A 16,608-nucleotide genomic window follows, 5' to 3' on the forward strand; every position below is an offset into this window, starting at 1 on the left:
GGAATCACTGTGTCTCAAGGACTGGTAACAGCAGCCTACATAGTAGCAGCGCTGTGTTTTATTTTGAGTCTCGCGGGTCTGTCCCGTCAGGAGACCGCCAAGCAGGGTAACCTCTTTGGTATCACGGGCATGGCCATTGCGCTTATTGCCACTATCCTCAACCCGGAAACCAGTGGCGTGCACTGGATCATTCTCGCCATGGTTATCGGCGGCGCCATTGGCGTGCGTCTGGCCCTCAAGGTGGAAATGACCGAGATGCCGGAACTGGTGGCCATTCTCCACAGCTTTGTGGGTATGGCGGCCGTACTGGTTGGCTTTAACAGCTTTATAGATCTGCATCCTCAGGCCGTCACCGAAGTGGTGATTAGCGTCGGTGGCGACATCGACCAGAGCCTGGAAGCCGCCAAAGCCGCATTGCAGGAAGCCAGCAAAGCCGCCGAAGGTCATCACCTCACCGGCGCCATGCTCAGCATCCACCTGGTAGAAGTCTTCCTCGGCGTCTTTATCGGTGCCGTGACCTTTACCGGCTCCGTGGTCGCCTTTGGTAAGCTGCGCGGGCTGATTTCCTCCAAGCCGCTGATGCTGCCACATCGCCACAAGCTGAACCTGCTGGCGGTACTGGTATCCTTCGGCCTGATGGTCCTCTTTGTGAAAGCCGATGGCGCCATGTTGCCGCTGGTTATCATGACCCTGATTGCATTCGCCTTTGGCTGGCATCTGGTGGCCAGTATCGGCGGCGCCGACATGCCTGTGGTAGTGTCGATGCTGAACTCCTACTCAGGCTGGGCGGCGGCTGCAGCGGGCTTTATGCTCTCCAACGACCTGCTGATCGTCACAGGTGCCCTGGTGGGCTCCTCGGGTGCCATCCTGTCTTACATCATGTGTAAGGCGATGAACCGCTCCTTTATCTCGGTGATTGCCGGTGGCTTTGGTACCGATGGCGCCGTGTCCAGCGGTGATGAAGACCTGGGTGAATACCGCGAAACCAACGCCGAAGATGTGGCCGACATGCTGAAAAACGCAAGCTCAGTCATCATCACCCCCGGCTACGGTATGGCGGTGGCGCAGGCTCAGTATCCAGTGGCCGAAATCACCCAGAAGCTGCGTGACCGTGGTATTGAAGTACGCTTCGGTATCCACCCGGTTGCCGGTCGTCTGCCAGGCCATATGAACGTCCTTTTGGCCGAGGCCAAGGTGCCTTACGACATAGTGCTGGAAATGGATGAAATCAACGAAGACTTCCCAGAGACCGATGTAGTGCTGGTGATTGGTGCCAACGACACCGTAAACCCGGCGGCCTCGGAAGACCCTGCCAGCCCCATCGCCGGTATGCCGGTACTGGAAGTGTGGAAAGCCCAAACCGTTATCGGTTTTAAGCGCTCCATGAACACAGGCTACGCCGGGGTACAGAACCCGCTGTTCTTCCGCGACAACACCCAGATGCTGTTTGGCGATGCCAAGGACAGTGTTGAGGCGATTCTGAAGGCGCTGTAAACCTTCGATGCTCACTATCAGCATCATTGATAACCTCTGAAAAGGGCGCCATAGGGAGCCCTTTTTTATCCCCGCTCGGCAGTGGTTCCAATTGCCATTGGGGTGATTTGTCGTTTTATGTTGTGTCGCTTTGCAAGCGGCTTAAGGTCGTGGGTCTTCAACCCATACCCGACCAAGAGGGGATCTACAGCAATCCCCTCTTGGATCTCCCCTGCCGCCCGCGACGAAGCGGACATCCCCTTGGGCATTGACGTTCTTTTGCTACCGCGTCAGACGCTCATCCCTGATTCGACTGACGCTGCCTCGGCATCCATGCCTCGGCCACGCAACGACCACCAATGCCCTGCGGCCGCTTCGAGCGGGATAGGTGTATTCCTCAGTAAAGGTGTTTTGGGTTTCGTGACTCTTCCTCACGAAAAAATGGTGCTCGAAACAAAACGGGCGCAAATCATGCGCATGCGCGCTTTCCAGCTTGGATGAATTTTGCTAAGTTAAAATTCAAATTTAAAAACAGTGTGTTGCGATAGATTTCACCAAGTGGTCGGAAGGTATTAGCGACCGCGTGAGTGGCAACAATGTAAACAGTTTTGCATGTTTAGCGAGAGCCGAAGCGTTCTGCGCGTCACGCGGGGAGATTATGCGCATGCGCACTATACAAATGTTAGCAGTTTAAGGAAAGGTATGAGTAAACGGAAAAATGAGAGAAGTTTGATTCCTTTAGTTTCAGTTATTGGGCTTGTAAGTGCTCCACTAATTTTCATACTTGGAATGGTGGCAGGTAGCCAAATTCAATTATCCTCAATTCTAACTGCTGACTCATTGTCCTCATGGGTATCTGCTTTAGCTACTGTTGCTATAGCTGTTTTAACATTTATCTTAGCTAAAGAAACTTGGTACTTAAGGGAAGCCCAAATAGAGCAAGTTAATTCCCTTAGAAAAGAAAATATTAGGCCTAGTGTTTCAGTAACTCTTAAAAATAGTGATATATCATTTAATTTGATGATGATTAATGTGAGTAACCTAGGAAAAGGCATTGCTCGAAATGTAAATTTCAAATTTATTGATAAAAGCGGGGCTGAAATTCTCGAAGGTGAAAATGTAATCGTGGATCACTTTTTGAAGCTTCATATCTTTTCTAACGGCATGCACTCCTTGGGAATTAATCAACAAATTGATAGTTTCTTGTTCAGTTTTTTTGAGCTAAAAGGAAAACTTGAAGGTGATGACATTTTTACCCCGTTTTTCAAAATAGTTGTTTCTTATACCGATGTTGAAGGTAGTGACTATTCCAATGAGTTAACTATTGATTTTGCAGAACTAAAAGGAATTACAGAAATTGGAGGCGGCGATCCTCTGCATAAAATGGCAGGAGATTTAAAGAAGCTCAGAGAACAATTCGAAAGAATGACTAACTCTTCATCTAAAAGATTACACGTTAATACTTACACTTCAAAAGACCGTGAGGCTCAGCGAAAAGCAGATGAAGAAAGGATTGCAGAATTTAAAAAGCAACAGGAAAAGGTGTGAAAACTGCTAACAAGTTGCTCAAGCAGGACTCGTAACAGTTGGCTCGGTTCCGCTTCGCTACACATTTTAGCCAACTATTACTCGCCTCTTAGCAAGGCGTTAACCCCCAGCCCGCTCGGTAGCAAAGTCTGGGCGGGATAGGCTTTCCAATTGGCTATAGAGGAAGATCACCAAAAGCGTCAGCACGGCGCAGCCGAAGAACAGCCAGGAGCCGTTTAAGAGATCCAGCACTATGCCACCGCCAAGTGGTGCCAAAGCGAAGCCGAATTCATAGAAGGACGATGCGCCAAAATAGGCGCCGCGCAGATGGCGCGGTGCGATGCGGTCGATGTGCACGTTCATGGTGGGGAACAGCACCGCTTCCGCCAGACTCATCACCACCACGGCGCCAATCCAGCCCCAAAACAGGGTTACCGGGTTTAACGCCATCCACAGCTGCGATGCGATTAACAGCACCAACGCCACCTGAATACGCTTGACCAAAGACCAGTGAGCCATCAGTTTGAGCAGCAAAAACTGGCAGGTGATGATGATCATCGCATTGGTGAAAATCATTGACGAAATAAGCTCGAGCACATTGGGCACCTCGGCGCGGCTTAAGTACTGCACCAGGGAGCCATCCATCTGGCCGAAGATGAACATGCAGATAACATTGGCCAGAATAAGGCTTTGCAGCAGCCTGTCTTTGGCAAGTACCCGCAGGGTATAGCGCATGCCGGATGTGGCCTTGTGGTTGCCGGCAGGCGGCTCTTCTCTGCCATCTCCGCCCTCCTGGCCCTCGCAGCCCTCGTTGCCCTCTTTGCCAACTCCTGTATCGCCCGGCTGACTGCCGTTCACGCCATCAGCAACCCGGCTAAAGTCGTGTTTGGCAAATCCCCACCAGAGCAGCAACAGCAAAATAGCAAAAGCCACAGTGGTGATGTAAAAACTCGACTGCTCGCCGGTTAACCCAAGCCAGACACCGGCAATGGGGCCGATGGCGCAGCCTGCATTGACGATAAAGTACATGCTTTGCATCGCCAGTTCCCGGGTCTGGGACTCATGGATGATGTCACCAATCAGGGCCGCCACCAAAGGCCGCCACAGCGATGCGGCAATAGAGCAAAGGGTGATAACCAGCGCAAATCCGGGCACCGAATCGGCTTCGGCCAGCAGCGAAAACGAAATGATGTACAGCACCCCGGCGCCATACATCATCTTTTGCCTGCCAACCTTGTCCGACAGGGCGCTGCAAATAAAACTTACCAGCACAGACACCAGCGCCGCCGCAGATAAAATCAGCCCCACCTCGGTGGCCGACAGCCCAAAGCGCTCATAGAGGATCACCGCCAGAAACGGCCACACCATGTAGTAGCTGCCACGGGTAATAAAAGAGCCAAACAGCAAAATCCACATCAGGCGCGGAAACTGCTTCACTCTGGCAAGGGAAATATCGCTTTGCATAATCCATCTCTGGGCTGGGGCATAAAGCAAACTGCCTGGAAGCGGCCTAACTTACTCATGCCTTAACGTTTTTACAACATAACATGTCTGCGGAATAAGCGCTGAAATAAACGCGAAGCAAAGGGAAGGTGCTTGGGGGCGCTACCTGAATACGGCAAAACGGCAAATAAAAGGCGCCGTCAGGCGCCTTTGGGGGTGGGTTGTTGTCAGCGGATATGTTGTTTGAGTCTGCTAAGCACTTCACTGGCGCTGGCGTTATTGGCCAGCGAGAACGCGGTGTAACCATCGCCACGGAAAGCGCGGTCGAGTTCAATCAAGAGGTGGGTCTCGGCGGTGTCGCACACCAGTGAAATTTCCACTTCACGTAGGCTGGAGAAGCCAAAGCTGCGGGGGTGGAATTCCAGCTCCTGATAGCAACCGGAGCGGGAACGGAAGCTTGGGGCATTCAAAAAGCCCTGCTCCACATCGGCCTTGGTGAGGGCAAAGCCCAGCTCGTTCATGGCGGTCAGCACATGTTCCAGTACCGGGGTGGGCAAAATTTCTATGGCATCGTTATCGGATGGGTCGAGGGCAACGTCTATGTCCACCCCGGTTTGCAGCCAAACCTGACACTGGTTGTTGCGCACCGGCAGCGCTGTGAAGGGGGTTTCCGGATGCAGTTGGCCCTTGAAAGGGATTTCAAGCACCTGGCCGGGCTGGATTTCAAACGACTTGGCCACCCGCCACTTGGCCAGGCAATGGTTTTTAAAAAAGTCGCCGTTCTCACCGCTTACTTTCACCCGGGTCATCAGAGCAAGATCGATACCCTCGACTTTTTGCGGTACATCACCGCCCTGAATAACGATAGTCGCCTCGAATTCCTGTCCGGGGAACAGGCGGCTTTGGTGCAATTGGGTATCAACTTTGGCGCTGCCAATACCAACGGCAGCAAGAAGTTTCTTGAACATGTATCCATCCACAGTATCAAAAGAAGCGGGCATTATGCGGTTGTGCCCGGCCCGGGTAAAGCCCGGGTTCACAGTCATTTACACGGCCAATTTGGCCTGGATCACATCTTCTCCCGCCGAGGTTAAATCAGGATTAATTGTGGTTCACATCCCTTCTCTGGCCGCCATCTGCGGCGCTAGAATCCGCGCCTTTCCCTAATAACCCGATTGCAATAAGGAGTACTTTGCAACATGAAGAAGTTAGCTTCTCTGACACTTATTCCCCTGGTCGCCAGCCTCACAGCCTGCGGCGGCAGCGACAATAACGACAGTGGCCAGCCTGTTATCCCAACGGCCCCGGCCAGTATTTCCGGTGAGCTCGAAGCCGTATCCGGCAGCATCCTTAACATCAATGGCCGCAGCCTGGACGCCGCCGGTGCCCGCTTCGAAGGCACCAGCTTATCTGAGCTTAAGCCCGGCATGGTACTCGACATTAAAACCGAAAAAGGCGTCGCCACCGACGTGATCCTCAACAGCGAATTGCAGGCCCCGGTGAGCAATATTGATGGCGATGTACTGACCATGGCGGGCATTCGGGTGCTCACCAAAGAGGCTCACTTCGATGACGGCCTGAGTCTCAGCGCCATCAAGCCAGGCGATATGCTGGAAGTGAGCGGCTTTTACCTCGATGGTGACCAGCTTAAAGCCAGCTTTATTGAGCGCAGCGACGACAGCCACAGCGAACTCGAAGGTGTGGTCACGGCGCTGAATACCGAGGCGAAACAGTTCAAACTCGGCAAAGTAACCGTGGACTACAGCGCCAGTTCCATCAGCCTGAACAACGGCGATCTGGTCGAAGTTGAAGGCCTGCTCGATGGTCTGAGCCTCAAGGCCAGCAATATCGAAAAGCAAAACCGCGAGCATAATCAGGGCGATGAAATCGAGGCCGAAGGGCTTATCAGCTGGATGAGTCAGGACGGCTCGCATCTGCTGCTCAATCAGCAAACCTCGGTGGCCATCACCGACCAGACCCGTTTTGAAGACGGCAGCGCCGCCGATCTGAAGGTGGGCAACCAAATTGAAGTGGAAGGCAGCTGGGATCTGGGCGCCATGAACCTGGTGGCCAAAGAAATTGAATTTGAGCACAAGGGCGACAGCGGCTTTGAGCTGGATGAGCGCGAATTTGAAGCCCCGGGCTTTGCCACTCTGGATGCCAACGGCCGCATCAACCTTAATGGCATCAGCCTGACCCTGTCATCCGCCGCCGAGTTTGATGACCTCTTGCCCGCCGATGTTAACGGCAGCAACTGGGTATCGCTCTCAGGTTACGAGCAAGCGGGCGAGTTTATCGTGACTGAAATCGAAGCCAAGCAGCAAACCAGCCGCATCGAACTCGAAGGTAAGGTTCAGGCGCTGGACGCCGAGGCCGGACTCTTCGGTTATCAAACCGTGGATGGCAGCCTGAATGCCTTTGTTGGCAAGCACGGCGAGTTTGAGTGCACCCTGGGCGCCAATCAGCAAATCAGCGGCTGTGTTATTGATAACTAAAGCTGCGCACAGGATAACTAAAGCTGCGCTCTGAACAACTGAAGCTGTGCACTGGATAACTGACGCTGCGAAGCAGACTCCCTGTCTCTCAGGCTTTCAACGACAGGGCCTGCGGGCGTGAAAGCTAGCCTGCAGTGCCCGCAAGCGCCTGCCACAGCCGCGTAGCCACTGGCCCCGGTGCGCCATCGGCACGGCGCACCAGTGAGTATCCAAACTGCTCACGGGCACTGAAATCATTCAATTCCGGCACCAATAAACGGCCTTCTTCGAGGGCCGTTTTTATCATCCACAACGGCAAGCGCCCCCAGCCCATCCCTTGTTCAATCAGCGACAGCTTGGTGGCAAAGTTGTTGACGTACCAGTGGCGCTGGGCGCTTTGCACCCCAAGTTTGAGGCCGCGGGTGCCGCTGCCGCTGTCCTGCACCAGGATCTGGTATTCATCCTTCAGCTGGGCCACCGAGTGAAGCGCACCATGGCGGGCAAGCAGTTTGGGCGACGCCACATTAACCATCTCGCCCCGGGTCAGGAATTGGCTTTGCAACCTCACGCCCGGGCTCAGTGCCGGATTCACCGGGCTGATGCAAAGCTCGGCCAGATCTTTTTGCACCAGCTCCACCGCCCCGGTTAAGTATTCCTGACGGATAACGATTTCACAGGCGGGAAACTCGGCCTGCACCGCCTCAAAGGCTGGCAATATCGGCGCCAGCTCAAAAGAGGCTTCCACCGCCAGCGTGACTGAGGCCTCGTTCCCTCCCGCCAGGAAGGTCGCCACCTGCAACAGCTCGTTATGGGTCTCCAGGGTCCGCAGCGCCAGTTGATGGATGCGTTTGCCTTCGTCGGTAAGCGCCAGTCGGTAAGCCTCACGACTGAAAAGACGCAGCCCGAGTTGGGACTCCAACTGCCGAATGGCGTGGGTCAGCGCCGGTTGGGTCTTACACAGGCTGTCGGCGGCAAGGCGCAGCGAGCCGCATTCCACCACGGCTTTAAGCACCTTGAACTGATCGATAGAGGGCATAAAGATAAACCTGATGAATCATCCTGATAAATTAACATCAATATAATTTATTTTTTAAGCTGTGAATACTGAGGGCGGTTCATCAACATCGGAGCATTTTATGAGTAAGCTCAAAGGCATATTAAAGCTCGCCCCCATTGTTTTGCTGGCACTGCCCATGCTTGGGTTTGGCGCCGCCAAACTGGCTGGCGTGCCCGAGCTGCACCGTGCCTTTCATGCCATGAACTTGCCAGCCTGGTTTGGCTACTTTATTGGTGCGGCTGAAGTGGCCGCCGGGATCGGCTTGCTGCTGCCCCGCTGGAGCGCCCTTGCCGCCACTGGACTTGTTCCAATAATGGCTGGTGCGGCAGGTTTCCACATTGCCTTCGATGTGCCCTCACCCTTTCCGGCGCTGGTTTTTATGGCGCTTTGTTTCTATATCATCAACCTGCGCCGTAAAGAGGCTATCTGGTATCCCTTCTAGGGCTTACCGGCCTTTAATGCAGCGATTTTCCATCTGGAAGGGAGTTTCTCAGGCTCCCCTTTTTTTGTCCTTTTTCCCCTCAAACAGGCCGCGCTGTGCCACATCTTCGGCCGCATTTTTTGGCCTTTACTGGCAAACAGGGTAAAGTGGCCTATTCCGGCGGCAGACTCCCCCGGAAGCGGCATAACCATTGATGTTTTGCCGCGATAACAACACCAATAAAAAAGACAAAGAGAAGGACAAGTCATGAGTCAATCAAGCAATTTGTCGGGCAACGACCTTACCGAGGTCAAACAGCTCGGCATGTGGGCCTCCATCATGAGCCTGGGTTACATTTTCTGGCTGGTTGGCGGCATGGAACTGGTAGAGCGCATTGCCTACTACGGCGTGAAAGCCAGTGCCGGTCTGTATGCCAAAGCGCCTGTGTCCGAAGGCGGTCTGGGCATTACCCTGTCTGACTACGGCATTATTATTTCCAGCTGGGCCATTCTGCAGACCTTTATCCCGGTATTTACCGGCGGTATTTCCGACCGGGTGGGCTACAAAGAAACCATCTTCGCCTCCACCATCATTAAAATCTGCGGCTATCTGTGCATGGCGTTTTTCCCAAGCTTTTGGGGCTTTTTGGCAGGCGCCATGCTGCTGGCAGCCGGTACAGGTATCTTTAAGCCCGGTATCCAAGGCACCCTGGTGCTGGCAACAAGGCGCGACAACAGCTCCATGGCCTGGGGGATTTTCTATCAGGTGGTGAATATCGGCGGCTTCCTTGGCCCCTTGGTAGCCGTGCATATGCGCCAGCTCTCCTGGGACAATGTGTTCTACGCCTGCGCCGCGATTATCTCGCTTAACTTTTTGTTTTTGCTTACCTATAAAGAGCCCGGCAAAGAAGCCCGCCTCGAGCGCCAGCGCAAAATCAAAGCCGGCGAAATGAAGCAGGACTTCCTGTGGAAGGACGCCTGGAACGAGCTGAAAAAGCCAGTGGTGATTTACTACATGCTGGTGTTCGCCGGTTTCTGGTTCCTGTTTAACTCGCTGTTCGATGTGCTGCCCATTCACATTGCCGAATGGGTGGATACCAGCGTGATTGTCTCGACCCTGTTTGGCGAAGAAGGTACCCGCAGTGGCATTTTGCAGTTCTGGCTGGGGCTGAATAACGAAGGCACCAAGGTGATGCCAGAGGGCATGCTGAACCTGAACGCAGGCCTTATCATGACCAGCTGCTTCTTGGTGGCAGCCCTTACCGCCAAGTACCGCATCACCACCGCCATGCTGTGGGGCTGCCTGCTGTCCATCGGTGCCTTTGTGATGATAGGTGCCACCCATGCCGCCTGGTACATAGTGCTGGCGATTGCCATGTTCTCTGTGGGCGAAATGATGATTAGCCCGAAAAAGAACGAGTTTATGGGCAATATCGCCCCCGAGGGCAAAAAAGCCATGTATCTGGGCTTTGTAATGCTGCCACAGGGCATAGGTTGGGGCCTGGAAGGCTATTTCGGCCCCAAGCTGTATGAGATGTACGCCTCGAAAGAAAAGTTCGCGCGCCAGATGCTGGGTGAAGAAGGCATGAGCCCGACCGATGTGGCCGCCATCCCCCAGGGTGAAGCCTTTACCCGCCTGGTGGAATTCACCGGTCGCGGCAGCCGCGAGCTGACGGAAGTGCTCTACAATGCCCACAATATTGGCATGGCCTGGTACATCATTGCCGCCATCGGCACCATCTCTGCGGTGGGGATTTTTATCTACGGCAAGTGGCTGCTGAAGATGCAGCAGCAAAACGCCTGAGATAGCCTGAGCGCACGTTAACCTCAAAAAAGCAGCCACAGGGCTGCTTTTTTATTGTCATGTTGGCAAAGCGACTGACAAACGGGGATCCCCGTAGGTTTGTGAGCATACAAAGCTTCCCGGGCTTACGCCTTAAAGGCATAAGCCAGCACAACACAGCCCAGTTCGAAACCTGCGTCACCACCTCATTCGCGGTTTACTTCACCACCAGCACAGGGCACTTGGCGCCATTGGCCACAGCTTCAGCCACATTGGCGTGCAAAAAGTGGCGAATGCCTGAGTATCCGTGGCTGGCAATCACCACCATACCCATATCGAACTCATTGGCTTCTTTGATGATTTCATCCGCCGCCTCACCCATACGGATTTTGGTTTCCACCTGCAAATCGGTATTGAGTTTGGCGAGCAGTGACTTCATCTTCTCGGCGGCCGCCTCCTCCATGCTCTTGGCCAGCTCCTCCGGGGTAATAGCCAAAATCATAAAGTTTTCATCGCCCATGGGCCTTGGGACCACGTGCAAAATCTTCAGCCCCACCTGATACAGGTTGGCCATTTCCACCGCATACCTGAGGGCATGGGATGCCGTTTCCGAAAAGTCGGTCGGCCACAAAATTGCGTTACTGACCATAATTACCTCCAGATCCAGCCTGGTAAATGTGCAGGCCTGACGTCAATCGCCAAGCCACTCCAGCGCATCCTGACGGTCGACAAAGAACCTGGCATCGGCCGGGGTAAACCAGTCGGCAAGCTTGGTCAGCCACTCCTGCCAACCGGGTTTGCCCACCACGGCAATCTTTTCAAAGTGCCGCCCGTGTTTGATACCAAGCTTCAGGTCGTCCCACATGGCCCGCGCTTCCCAGCCTTCCAGCTCGGTGGCATCCACCAGCATGTAGATGTCAGGGTCTTTTACGCCTTCAATGGCGCCTTCCAGCACAGGCACCATGCGCTCGTAGTCTTCGTGGGTTAAGGTGCCAACCACCTTGAGCACCACAAAGAAATCATCTTTGCCATGGCGTTCAACGCCAATGGTGAGTCCGTGTCTGAGAGTTGTCATATCGTGCTCCTTCACCACTTTCTCTGTTTATTGTAGGCGGGCATTGCCCTTGCCAAAGGTGATCCCGATCAAGTTTTTCCCGAAGGCATTGTCAAAATCCGTCCCCCGGACTACCATAGACCGACTAATCAGTCGGTTTTATTTTCAGCAAGGATACCACCATGAATGCAGCCACCCAGATGCAGCAAGCCACATCCGGCGAAATAGCCGCAATGCAGCAGATTTTTGCCAGCCAGCGCTCGCACTTTGCCAGCCACAGCTATCCGGACTTAAGCAGCCGCAAAGCCGCACTGCAATCGCTGAAAGCCGCACTGCTCGAACAACAGGATGCGCTAATAGCTGCGCTTTCCCGGGATTATGGCCATCGCAGCGCCGACGACAGCCGTATCTCCGACATCATGCCGGTGGTAAATCACATCAACTACACCCTGTCCAACCTCAAGCGCTGGACAAAGCCCAGCCGCCGCCATGCAGGCATACTGCTGGCACCCGCCAGTGTGAAGGTGGAGTATCAGCCCAAAGGGGTTATTGGCATTATCGTGCCCTGGAACTTCCCGGTGATGTTGAGCCTGGGGCCGCTGGTCACCGCCATTGCCGCTGGTAACAGCGCCATGCTGAAGATGTCGGAATTTACCCCCGAAACCAACAAGGTGCTTAAATCCCTGCTGGCAAAGGTTTTTGCCGAACATCAGGTGGCAGTTGTTGAAGGCGAAGCCGATGTGGCCGCCGCGTTCTCGGCCCTCGCCTTCGACCATATTCTGTTTACCGGCTCCACCGCGGTTGGCAAGCATGTGATGCGCGCCGCCAGTGCCAATCTGACGCCGGTGACTCTGGAGCTTGGCGGTAAGTCGCCGGTGATTGTGGCGCCAGACATGGACATGGATACCGCCGTTGAGCGGATGATTTATGGCAAGTGCCTGAATGCCGGACAAATCTGCGTAGCGCCCGACTATGTACTGGTGCCTCAGGGTAAGGAAGATGCCTTTATTGCCGCCTATCAGGCCAATTTTGCCGCCCTCTATGGCAAGGTTGAAACCAATAACGACTATGGCGCCATCATCAACGAGCGCCAGTGGCAACGGCTGATGCAGGTGCTGGAGGATGCCAAGGCCAGGGGCGCGACAGTGCACAGTGCCAGCGGTGAAGCGCCGCTCGATGCCATCCGCAAGCTGCCGACCCAGCTTTTGACCAATGTGAATGATGAGATGCTGGTGTTGCAGGAGGAAATCTTCGGCCCGCTGCTGCCCATCATTCCCTACGCCAGTCTTGAAGACGCCATCGCTTACATCAATGCCCGCCCAAGACCGCTGGCGTTATACCTGATGAGCTTCGATGGCCAGACCCAGGACAAGGTACTCAAGGCCACCCACTCCGGCGGTGTCTGCCTCAATGAAACCGTATTCCATGTGGCCGCAGACGATGCGCCCTTTGGCGGCATAGGTCCATCTGGTATGGGGCACTATCACGGCGAAGAAGGCTTTCGCACCTTCAGCCACGCCAAAACCGTGCTCAAGCGTGGCCGCCTGAATACCGGCAAGCTGGTGCATCCGCCCTACGGCAATGCCATTCAGCAGCTGCTGATGAAAGTATTCTTGCGCTGAGGTTTGGCTATGAGCAAAGTCAGCGGCGGCGCAGATAAACGCAGCCTGATCCTGGATGCAGCCCTGAAGCTTTTTAATTCACAGGGCTTTCATGGCACCTCCACCGCCAGCATTGCCAAGGCGGCGGGGGTGGCAACCGGCACCCTGTTTCACCACTTTCCCACCAAGGAAGCACTGCTGGAAACGCTGTTTCTGGCAGTGAAAAAGGAGTTTGCCGACGCCCTTGGCGCCATGGCATTGCCCGGCAGCGACCTGGAGCAGCAGGCCAAAACCCTCTGGCTCGGCGCCCTCGACTGGGGCATAAGCAACCCGGATAAACAACAGTTTTTCCAACAGTTTTCACTGTCGGTGGAAATCCCGCTAGCCCTTAGAGAACAAGCGATGCAGGGGATCCTCGGCTTTATCGGCACCATGATTAGCCAGGGGCAACAGCAAGGGGTTCTCGCCCATTTGCCGCTGCCGTTAATGCTGGAAAACTGCCACGGCCAGTATCTGTCTGCCACCCGCTTTTTTCTGGACCGCCCGGAACTTGCCCTGGACCCAGAGCACAGAGACGCTAGCTTTCAGCTGTTCTGGCGTGCCATGCGCCCCTGATGAACAGGACTGTGACAAACAAAAAGGGTGCCCAAGGCACCCTTTTTGTTATGGGGAAACAGGCCCAATCAGCCTTCCTGCTCCAGCTGCTGGCTGCCGGGGGCGGTTTGCGAGGCAGACCAGTAACCCTGGCGAATGCCTTTTTCAATAAGCTCGGCCACCGCGACTTCAATCGCTTGCTGCACACAAAACTGCACCGGCTCATTGGTGGTAAAGCCTACCTCGGCCTCAGCCAGGCGATTAAGGCTGGTGAAGCGAAAGAGTCCTGCGCGCATCTCCTGGGACATCACCCGCTTGGTGGTGTTTACCGACATCAGCACCTTACCGCTGTGCACATCCACCGCACGCAAATAGATGGTCACCTGATCCTCACGGTACATTTCAGAGGCGCCAATGCCGTAGTATTCAACCCCCACACCACCTGTGCTGGTGTTGGTTTCGTAGCTGATAATGCCGCCTTCAAGCAGCAGTCTGGCATTGGCCATGGTAGGCAGCTCATCGCCTTTCTTCTGGCGATTGATAAACTTACGCTCGGTCAACAGGTTTTGCAGCCCTTCACGTTCCACCGGAGTAAACCAGCCCGAATCCAGCAGGGTTTGCACCAGCATGGAGGTGGCGCCCTGGGTCACGGCGGTGGAGAAGCTGCTTACGTTGGCCTGCGGCTTATATTGCCCGGTTTGGTCACGAAAGGAGTACACGGCCACAGGAATGGGGAATTTGGGGCCGGGCTGAGCCTTGAGCGACTCCATGGTCTGGCTCAGTGGGTTTACCTGCGCCTCTGTGATATTCAGATCCGGCTTGGGCACAAGGCTGCAACCACCCAGAGAAAGCAGCAAAGCTGCGGCTAAGAGTCTCATGGGTTACCTCCATACACGGGCATCTCAATCACTGTCACTTCACCGGTGAGCTGGTTGGTGATAGTGAGGATAACCCCGGCGCCATTGGAGGCCACTTCAATGCGGTAATCACCGGTGTCATACACGCCGTCGGTGATATCGCCATCGGCCACCTTGCGGGTGATGGAGTTGATAATGTTGCGCTCCAGCGACTCTTTAAAGCGGGTCACAAAGTCTTTTTCGTTGGACGGCGACTGGTTATCGTTCTGGCTTTGGGCCTTGTTCAGCAGAAACGAGCCATTGAGCGGCGAGCCGCCGAAGCTCGGATTTATCGGGGTGTAGACCAATTCGGTCCCCTGGGCGGAAAAGCCGAGCGCCAGCACCGCCATCACTAACATCCTTTTCATTGTCATTCCTGTTTGCTGTGTCCGAGTTCTATGTCATCACCGACGATAGCATTGGCCCTGACCTGCGCCAAATAGTCCACCGTGATAAGTACCGCCTGCTCGGCCTTATCCTTGATTGAGCTGGCTCTGCGGCCAAAGTGAGTGCTGTAAATCTTGGTGCCGTTAATCTCCATCACCAGCAAGGTGCCGGCCTGGGGAAATACGGTTTCGGTAAGGGTCACGTTAAAGCCCTGGGTAAAGGGCAATTCGCGCCAATAGGAGGAGTAATAGAAGCTGAATTCCTTGCCAAAACGGGTCAGAGTCCGGTCGATAACCAGACCGCTGATCTCAACTTCATCGTCGCTGGCCTTCACGCCAAACGAAGAAAAGGATAACAAGGACAGCAAGATGGCTGCCAATAATGCCTGCTTCAACATGCCTCTCCTTAGGCCGCAGTGTCCCGCTACATCACTCACGAACAAGCAAGCAATCTATCAGGAATGGCTCGGAAAGGTCATCATAAAAGGCTAATCTTTACAGCAAATTAGCCCAAAGGTATAGCAGGCGAATTGGCGACTAATACTTTCGTTCAGGCGCTCTGGGCGGGCAAAAACAGCTGTACTGCCAAGCCGCCGCCACTGCGATTTTGCAGGCTGATGCGGCCATCGTGGGCCTCGATGATTTCGCGGCAAAGGGCAAGCCCAAGTCCGGTGCCCTGCTGCTTGGTGGAGTAAAACGGCAACAGCGCCTGAGACAGCACTTCCGGCGACATCCCCGGCCCTCTGTCCATCACTTCAATCACAACCCCCGCGGGGCTGGCAGCCGAAGCTGGCTGAGGCCGAACCGCCATGGCCACCTCCTGTGGCGCCGAGCCGCTTTCATGGGCGTTTTTCAAAAGGTTCAGCAGCACCTGCTCCAGCTGCACTTCATCGGCAATCAAGGGCTCTGCAGGCAGTTCACCAACCACCACAAATGGGGTTTGCAGCCCAAGCTCATGGCACAGCCGCGCCATGTCCACCGGCGCCTTGATGGGCCGAGGCAAGCGGGCAAAGCGGGCGTAGCCCTCTATAAACTCGCCCAAATGTGCGGTGCGCTTGTCGATGGTATCGAAAATCAGATTGAGCCTGGGTTCATCCAACTTGCCCGCCAGCATACGGCCCGAGTTCACCATCGAGCGCATCGGCGCCAGTGAATTATTCAGCTCGTGGCTGATAACCCGGATCACCTTTTTCCACACCGCCACTTCCTGACGACTGAGCTCGCGGGTCATCTGCTTGAGCAAAATCAGTTGATGCTCAAAGCCATTCAGGGTGAAGCGGCCACGGCTGATATGCCAGGTTTCGCTGTCGCCTTCCCGTTCGAGGGTGAACAGGCCATCGGTGTCGCCGGTCAGAATGGGCGCCATGGGCTCACCGATGGCGGCAGCGAGGGCTGTAAGGGTCATGCCGGTGATGGCTTTGCCGCCGTGGAGTTCATGGCGGGCAGAATCATTGGCGTAAATGATGTGGCCGCTGCTATCGAGCAGTAACATCAGGTTGGGCGAGTTTTGGATCACCTTATCGAGCAGCAGTTCGCGCTGATACAGATGCTGGCGCTCACGGCGCAGTGTCTCGCTGGCGCGGTTAAACAGCGACGAGAGTTTGCTGAGCACTGGGTCGTCACTGCCGGGCAGCGAGGCGCTGAAGTCGTTATCGATAAGATTCAGCAGCCCAAGCTCCATCGACTTAAGGGCATTGCTGAGCCTGCGGGTCAGCCAGGCGCTTAGCATCAGCGACAAAAGCGCGCCCAGTGCCAGCGACGGCAGTAGCCAGTCAACGCCAAAGCGGCTCACCACCAACCACACCAGAGCACTGCCAAGCGCCCAGCTGAACGCAATGGCCAGCAGCAGTCTTGCTCTTAATCCCAGCGCCGCCAGGGGTTCGTGCTTATCATCCGCCAA

General features: G+C 54.9%; 16 protein-coding genes. 7 read left to right on the forward strand and 9 right to left on the reverse strand.

Annotated features, from left to right (window positions below; genetic code table 11):
• Positions 1-9 precede the first annotated feature (9 nt).
• Both pntB and STH12_RS13550 read left to right on the forward strand, forming a co-directional pair.
• Positions 10-1,494, forward strand: a complete 1,485-nt coding sequence (gene pntB, locus STH12_RS13540; protein ID WP_126168025.1) for a Re/Si-specific NAD(P)(+) transhydrogenase subunit beta — start codon at positions 10-12, stop codon at positions 1,492-1,494.
• A gap of 681 nt (positions 1,495-2,175) precedes the next feature.
• Positions 2,176-3,021: a hypothetical protein gene (locus STH12_RS13550; protein WP_126168027.1), complete on the forward strand. Its 846-nt coding sequence runs from the start codon at positions 2,176-2,178 to the stop codon at positions 3,019-3,021.
• Between the two features lie 99 nt (positions 3,022-3,120).
• On the opposite strand, the gene STH12_RS13555 is transcribed toward STH12_RS13550, so the two are convergent.
• Both STH12_RS13555 and STH12_RS13560 read right to left on the reverse strand, forming a co-directional pair.
• Positions 3,121-4,464 (reverse strand): MFS transporter, encoded by a 1,344-nt coding sequence (locus STH12_RS13555; RefSeq protein ID WP_126168028.1) that lies wholly within the window; start codon positions 4,462-4,464, stop codon positions 3,121-3,123.
• 206 nt (positions 4,465-4,670) lie between these two features.
• Positions 4,671-5,411: a sporulation protein gene (locus STH12_RS13560; RefSeq protein ID WP_126168029.1), complete on the reverse strand. Its 741-nt coding sequence runs from the start codon at positions 5,409-5,411 to the stop codon at positions 4,671-4,673.
• 231 nt (positions 5,412-5,642) lie between these two features.
• Between STH12_RS13560 and STH12_RS13565 the strand changes: the two genes are divergently transcribed.
• On the forward strand, positions 5,643-6,938 hold the full coding sequence (locus tag STH12_RS13565; RefSeq protein ID WP_126168030.1) for a DUF5666 domain-containing protein: 1,296 nt from the start codon (positions 5,643-5,645) through the stop codon (positions 6,936-6,938).
• A gap of 124 nt (positions 6,939-7,062) precedes the next feature.
• On the opposite strand, the gene STH12_RS13570 is transcribed toward STH12_RS13565, so the two are convergent.
• Entirely contained in the window at positions 7,063-7,953 is an 891-nt protein-coding gene (locus tag STH12_RS13570; RefSeq protein WP_126168031.1) for a LysR family transcriptional regulator, read from the reverse strand.
• Between the two features lie 100 nt (positions 7,954-8,053).
• Between STH12_RS13570 and STH12_RS13575 the strand changes: the two genes are divergently transcribed.
• A complete protein-coding gene (locus STH12_RS13575) occupies positions 8,054-8,416 on the forward strand; it encodes a DoxX family protein (RefSeq protein ID WP_126168032.1) in 363 nt (120 codons plus the stop codon).
• A gap of 246 nt (positions 8,417-8,662) precedes the next feature.
• Positions 8,663-10,198 (forward strand): MFS transporter, encoded by a 1,536-nt coding sequence (locus STH12_RS13580; protein ID WP_126168033.1) that lies wholly within the window; start codon positions 8,663-8,665, stop codon positions 10,196-10,198.
• 196 nt (positions 10,199-10,394) lie between these two features.
• Here the strand turns inward: STH12_RS13580 and STH12_RS13585 are convergent, their stop codons facing one another.
• Both STH12_RS13585 and STH12_RS13590 read right to left on the reverse strand, forming a co-directional pair.
• Positions 10,395-10,826 carry a universal stress protein gene (locus tag STH12_RS13585; protein ID WP_126168034.1) on the reverse strand — a complete coding sequence of 144 codons (432 nt, stop codon included), beginning with the start codon at positions 10,824-10,826 and terminating at the stop codon, positions 10,395-10,397.
• Between the two features lie 42 nt (positions 10,827-10,868).
• Positions 10,869-11,252, reverse strand: coding sequence for a SpoIIAA family protein (locus tag STH12_RS13590; protein WP_126168035.1), 384 nt, complete (start codon positions 11,250-11,252; stop codon positions 10,869-10,871).
• A gap of 161 nt (positions 11,253-11,413) precedes the next feature.
• Here STH12_RS13590 and STH12_RS13595 point away from each other — a divergent pair, with 161 nt between their 5' ends.
• Positions 11,414-12,853, forward strand: coding sequence for a coniferyl aldehyde dehydrogenase (locus STH12_RS13595; protein ID WP_126168036.1), 1,440 nt, complete (start codon positions 11,414-11,416; stop codon positions 12,851-12,853).
• A 9-nt stretch (positions 12,854-12,862) separates the two neighbouring features.
• A complete protein-coding gene (locus STH12_RS13600) occupies positions 12,863-13,447 on the forward strand; it encodes a TetR/AcrR family transcriptional regulator (protein ID WP_126168037.1) in 585 nt (194 codons plus the stop codon).
• Between the two features lie 68 nt (positions 13,448-13,515).
• Here STH12_RS13600 and STH12_RS13605 read toward each other — a convergent pair whose 3' ends face one another.
• The 4 genes from STH12_RS13605 to STH12_RS13620 all read right to left on the reverse strand — a co-directional run bounded on the left by STH12_RS13605 (position 13,516) and on the right by STH12_RS13620 (position 16,608).
• Entirely contained in the window at positions 13,516-14,304 is a 789-nt protein-coding gene (locus STH12_RS13605) for a CsgG/HfaB family protein (RefSeq protein WP_126168038.1), read from the reverse strand.
• Positions 14,301-14,690: a curli assembly protein CsgF gene (locus STH12_RS13610; RefSeq protein ID WP_418856581.1), complete on the reverse strand. Its 390-nt coding sequence runs from the start codon at positions 14,688-14,690 to the stop codon at positions 14,301-14,303. Before STH12_RS13610 ends, STH12_RS13605 begins: the two co-directional genes overlap by 4 nt.
• A 2-nt stretch (positions 14,691-14,692) precedes the next feature.
• Complete coding sequence (locus STH12_RS13615) at positions 14,693-15,106, reverse strand: curli production assembly/transport protein CsgE (protein ID WP_126168040.1); 414 nt, start codon at positions 15,104-15,106, stop codon at positions 14,693-14,695.
• A gap of 152 nt (positions 15,107-15,258) precedes the next feature.
• Entirely contained in the window at positions 15,259-16,608 is a 1,350-nt protein-coding gene (locus STH12_RS13620) for a sensor histidine kinase (RefSeq protein WP_237158623.1), read from the reverse strand.

Source organism: Shewanella khirikhana, from assembly GCF_003957745.1.
Classification (GTDB): Bacteria; Pseudomonadota; Gammaproteobacteria; order Enterobacterales; family Shewanellaceae; genus Shewanella; species Shewanella khirikhana.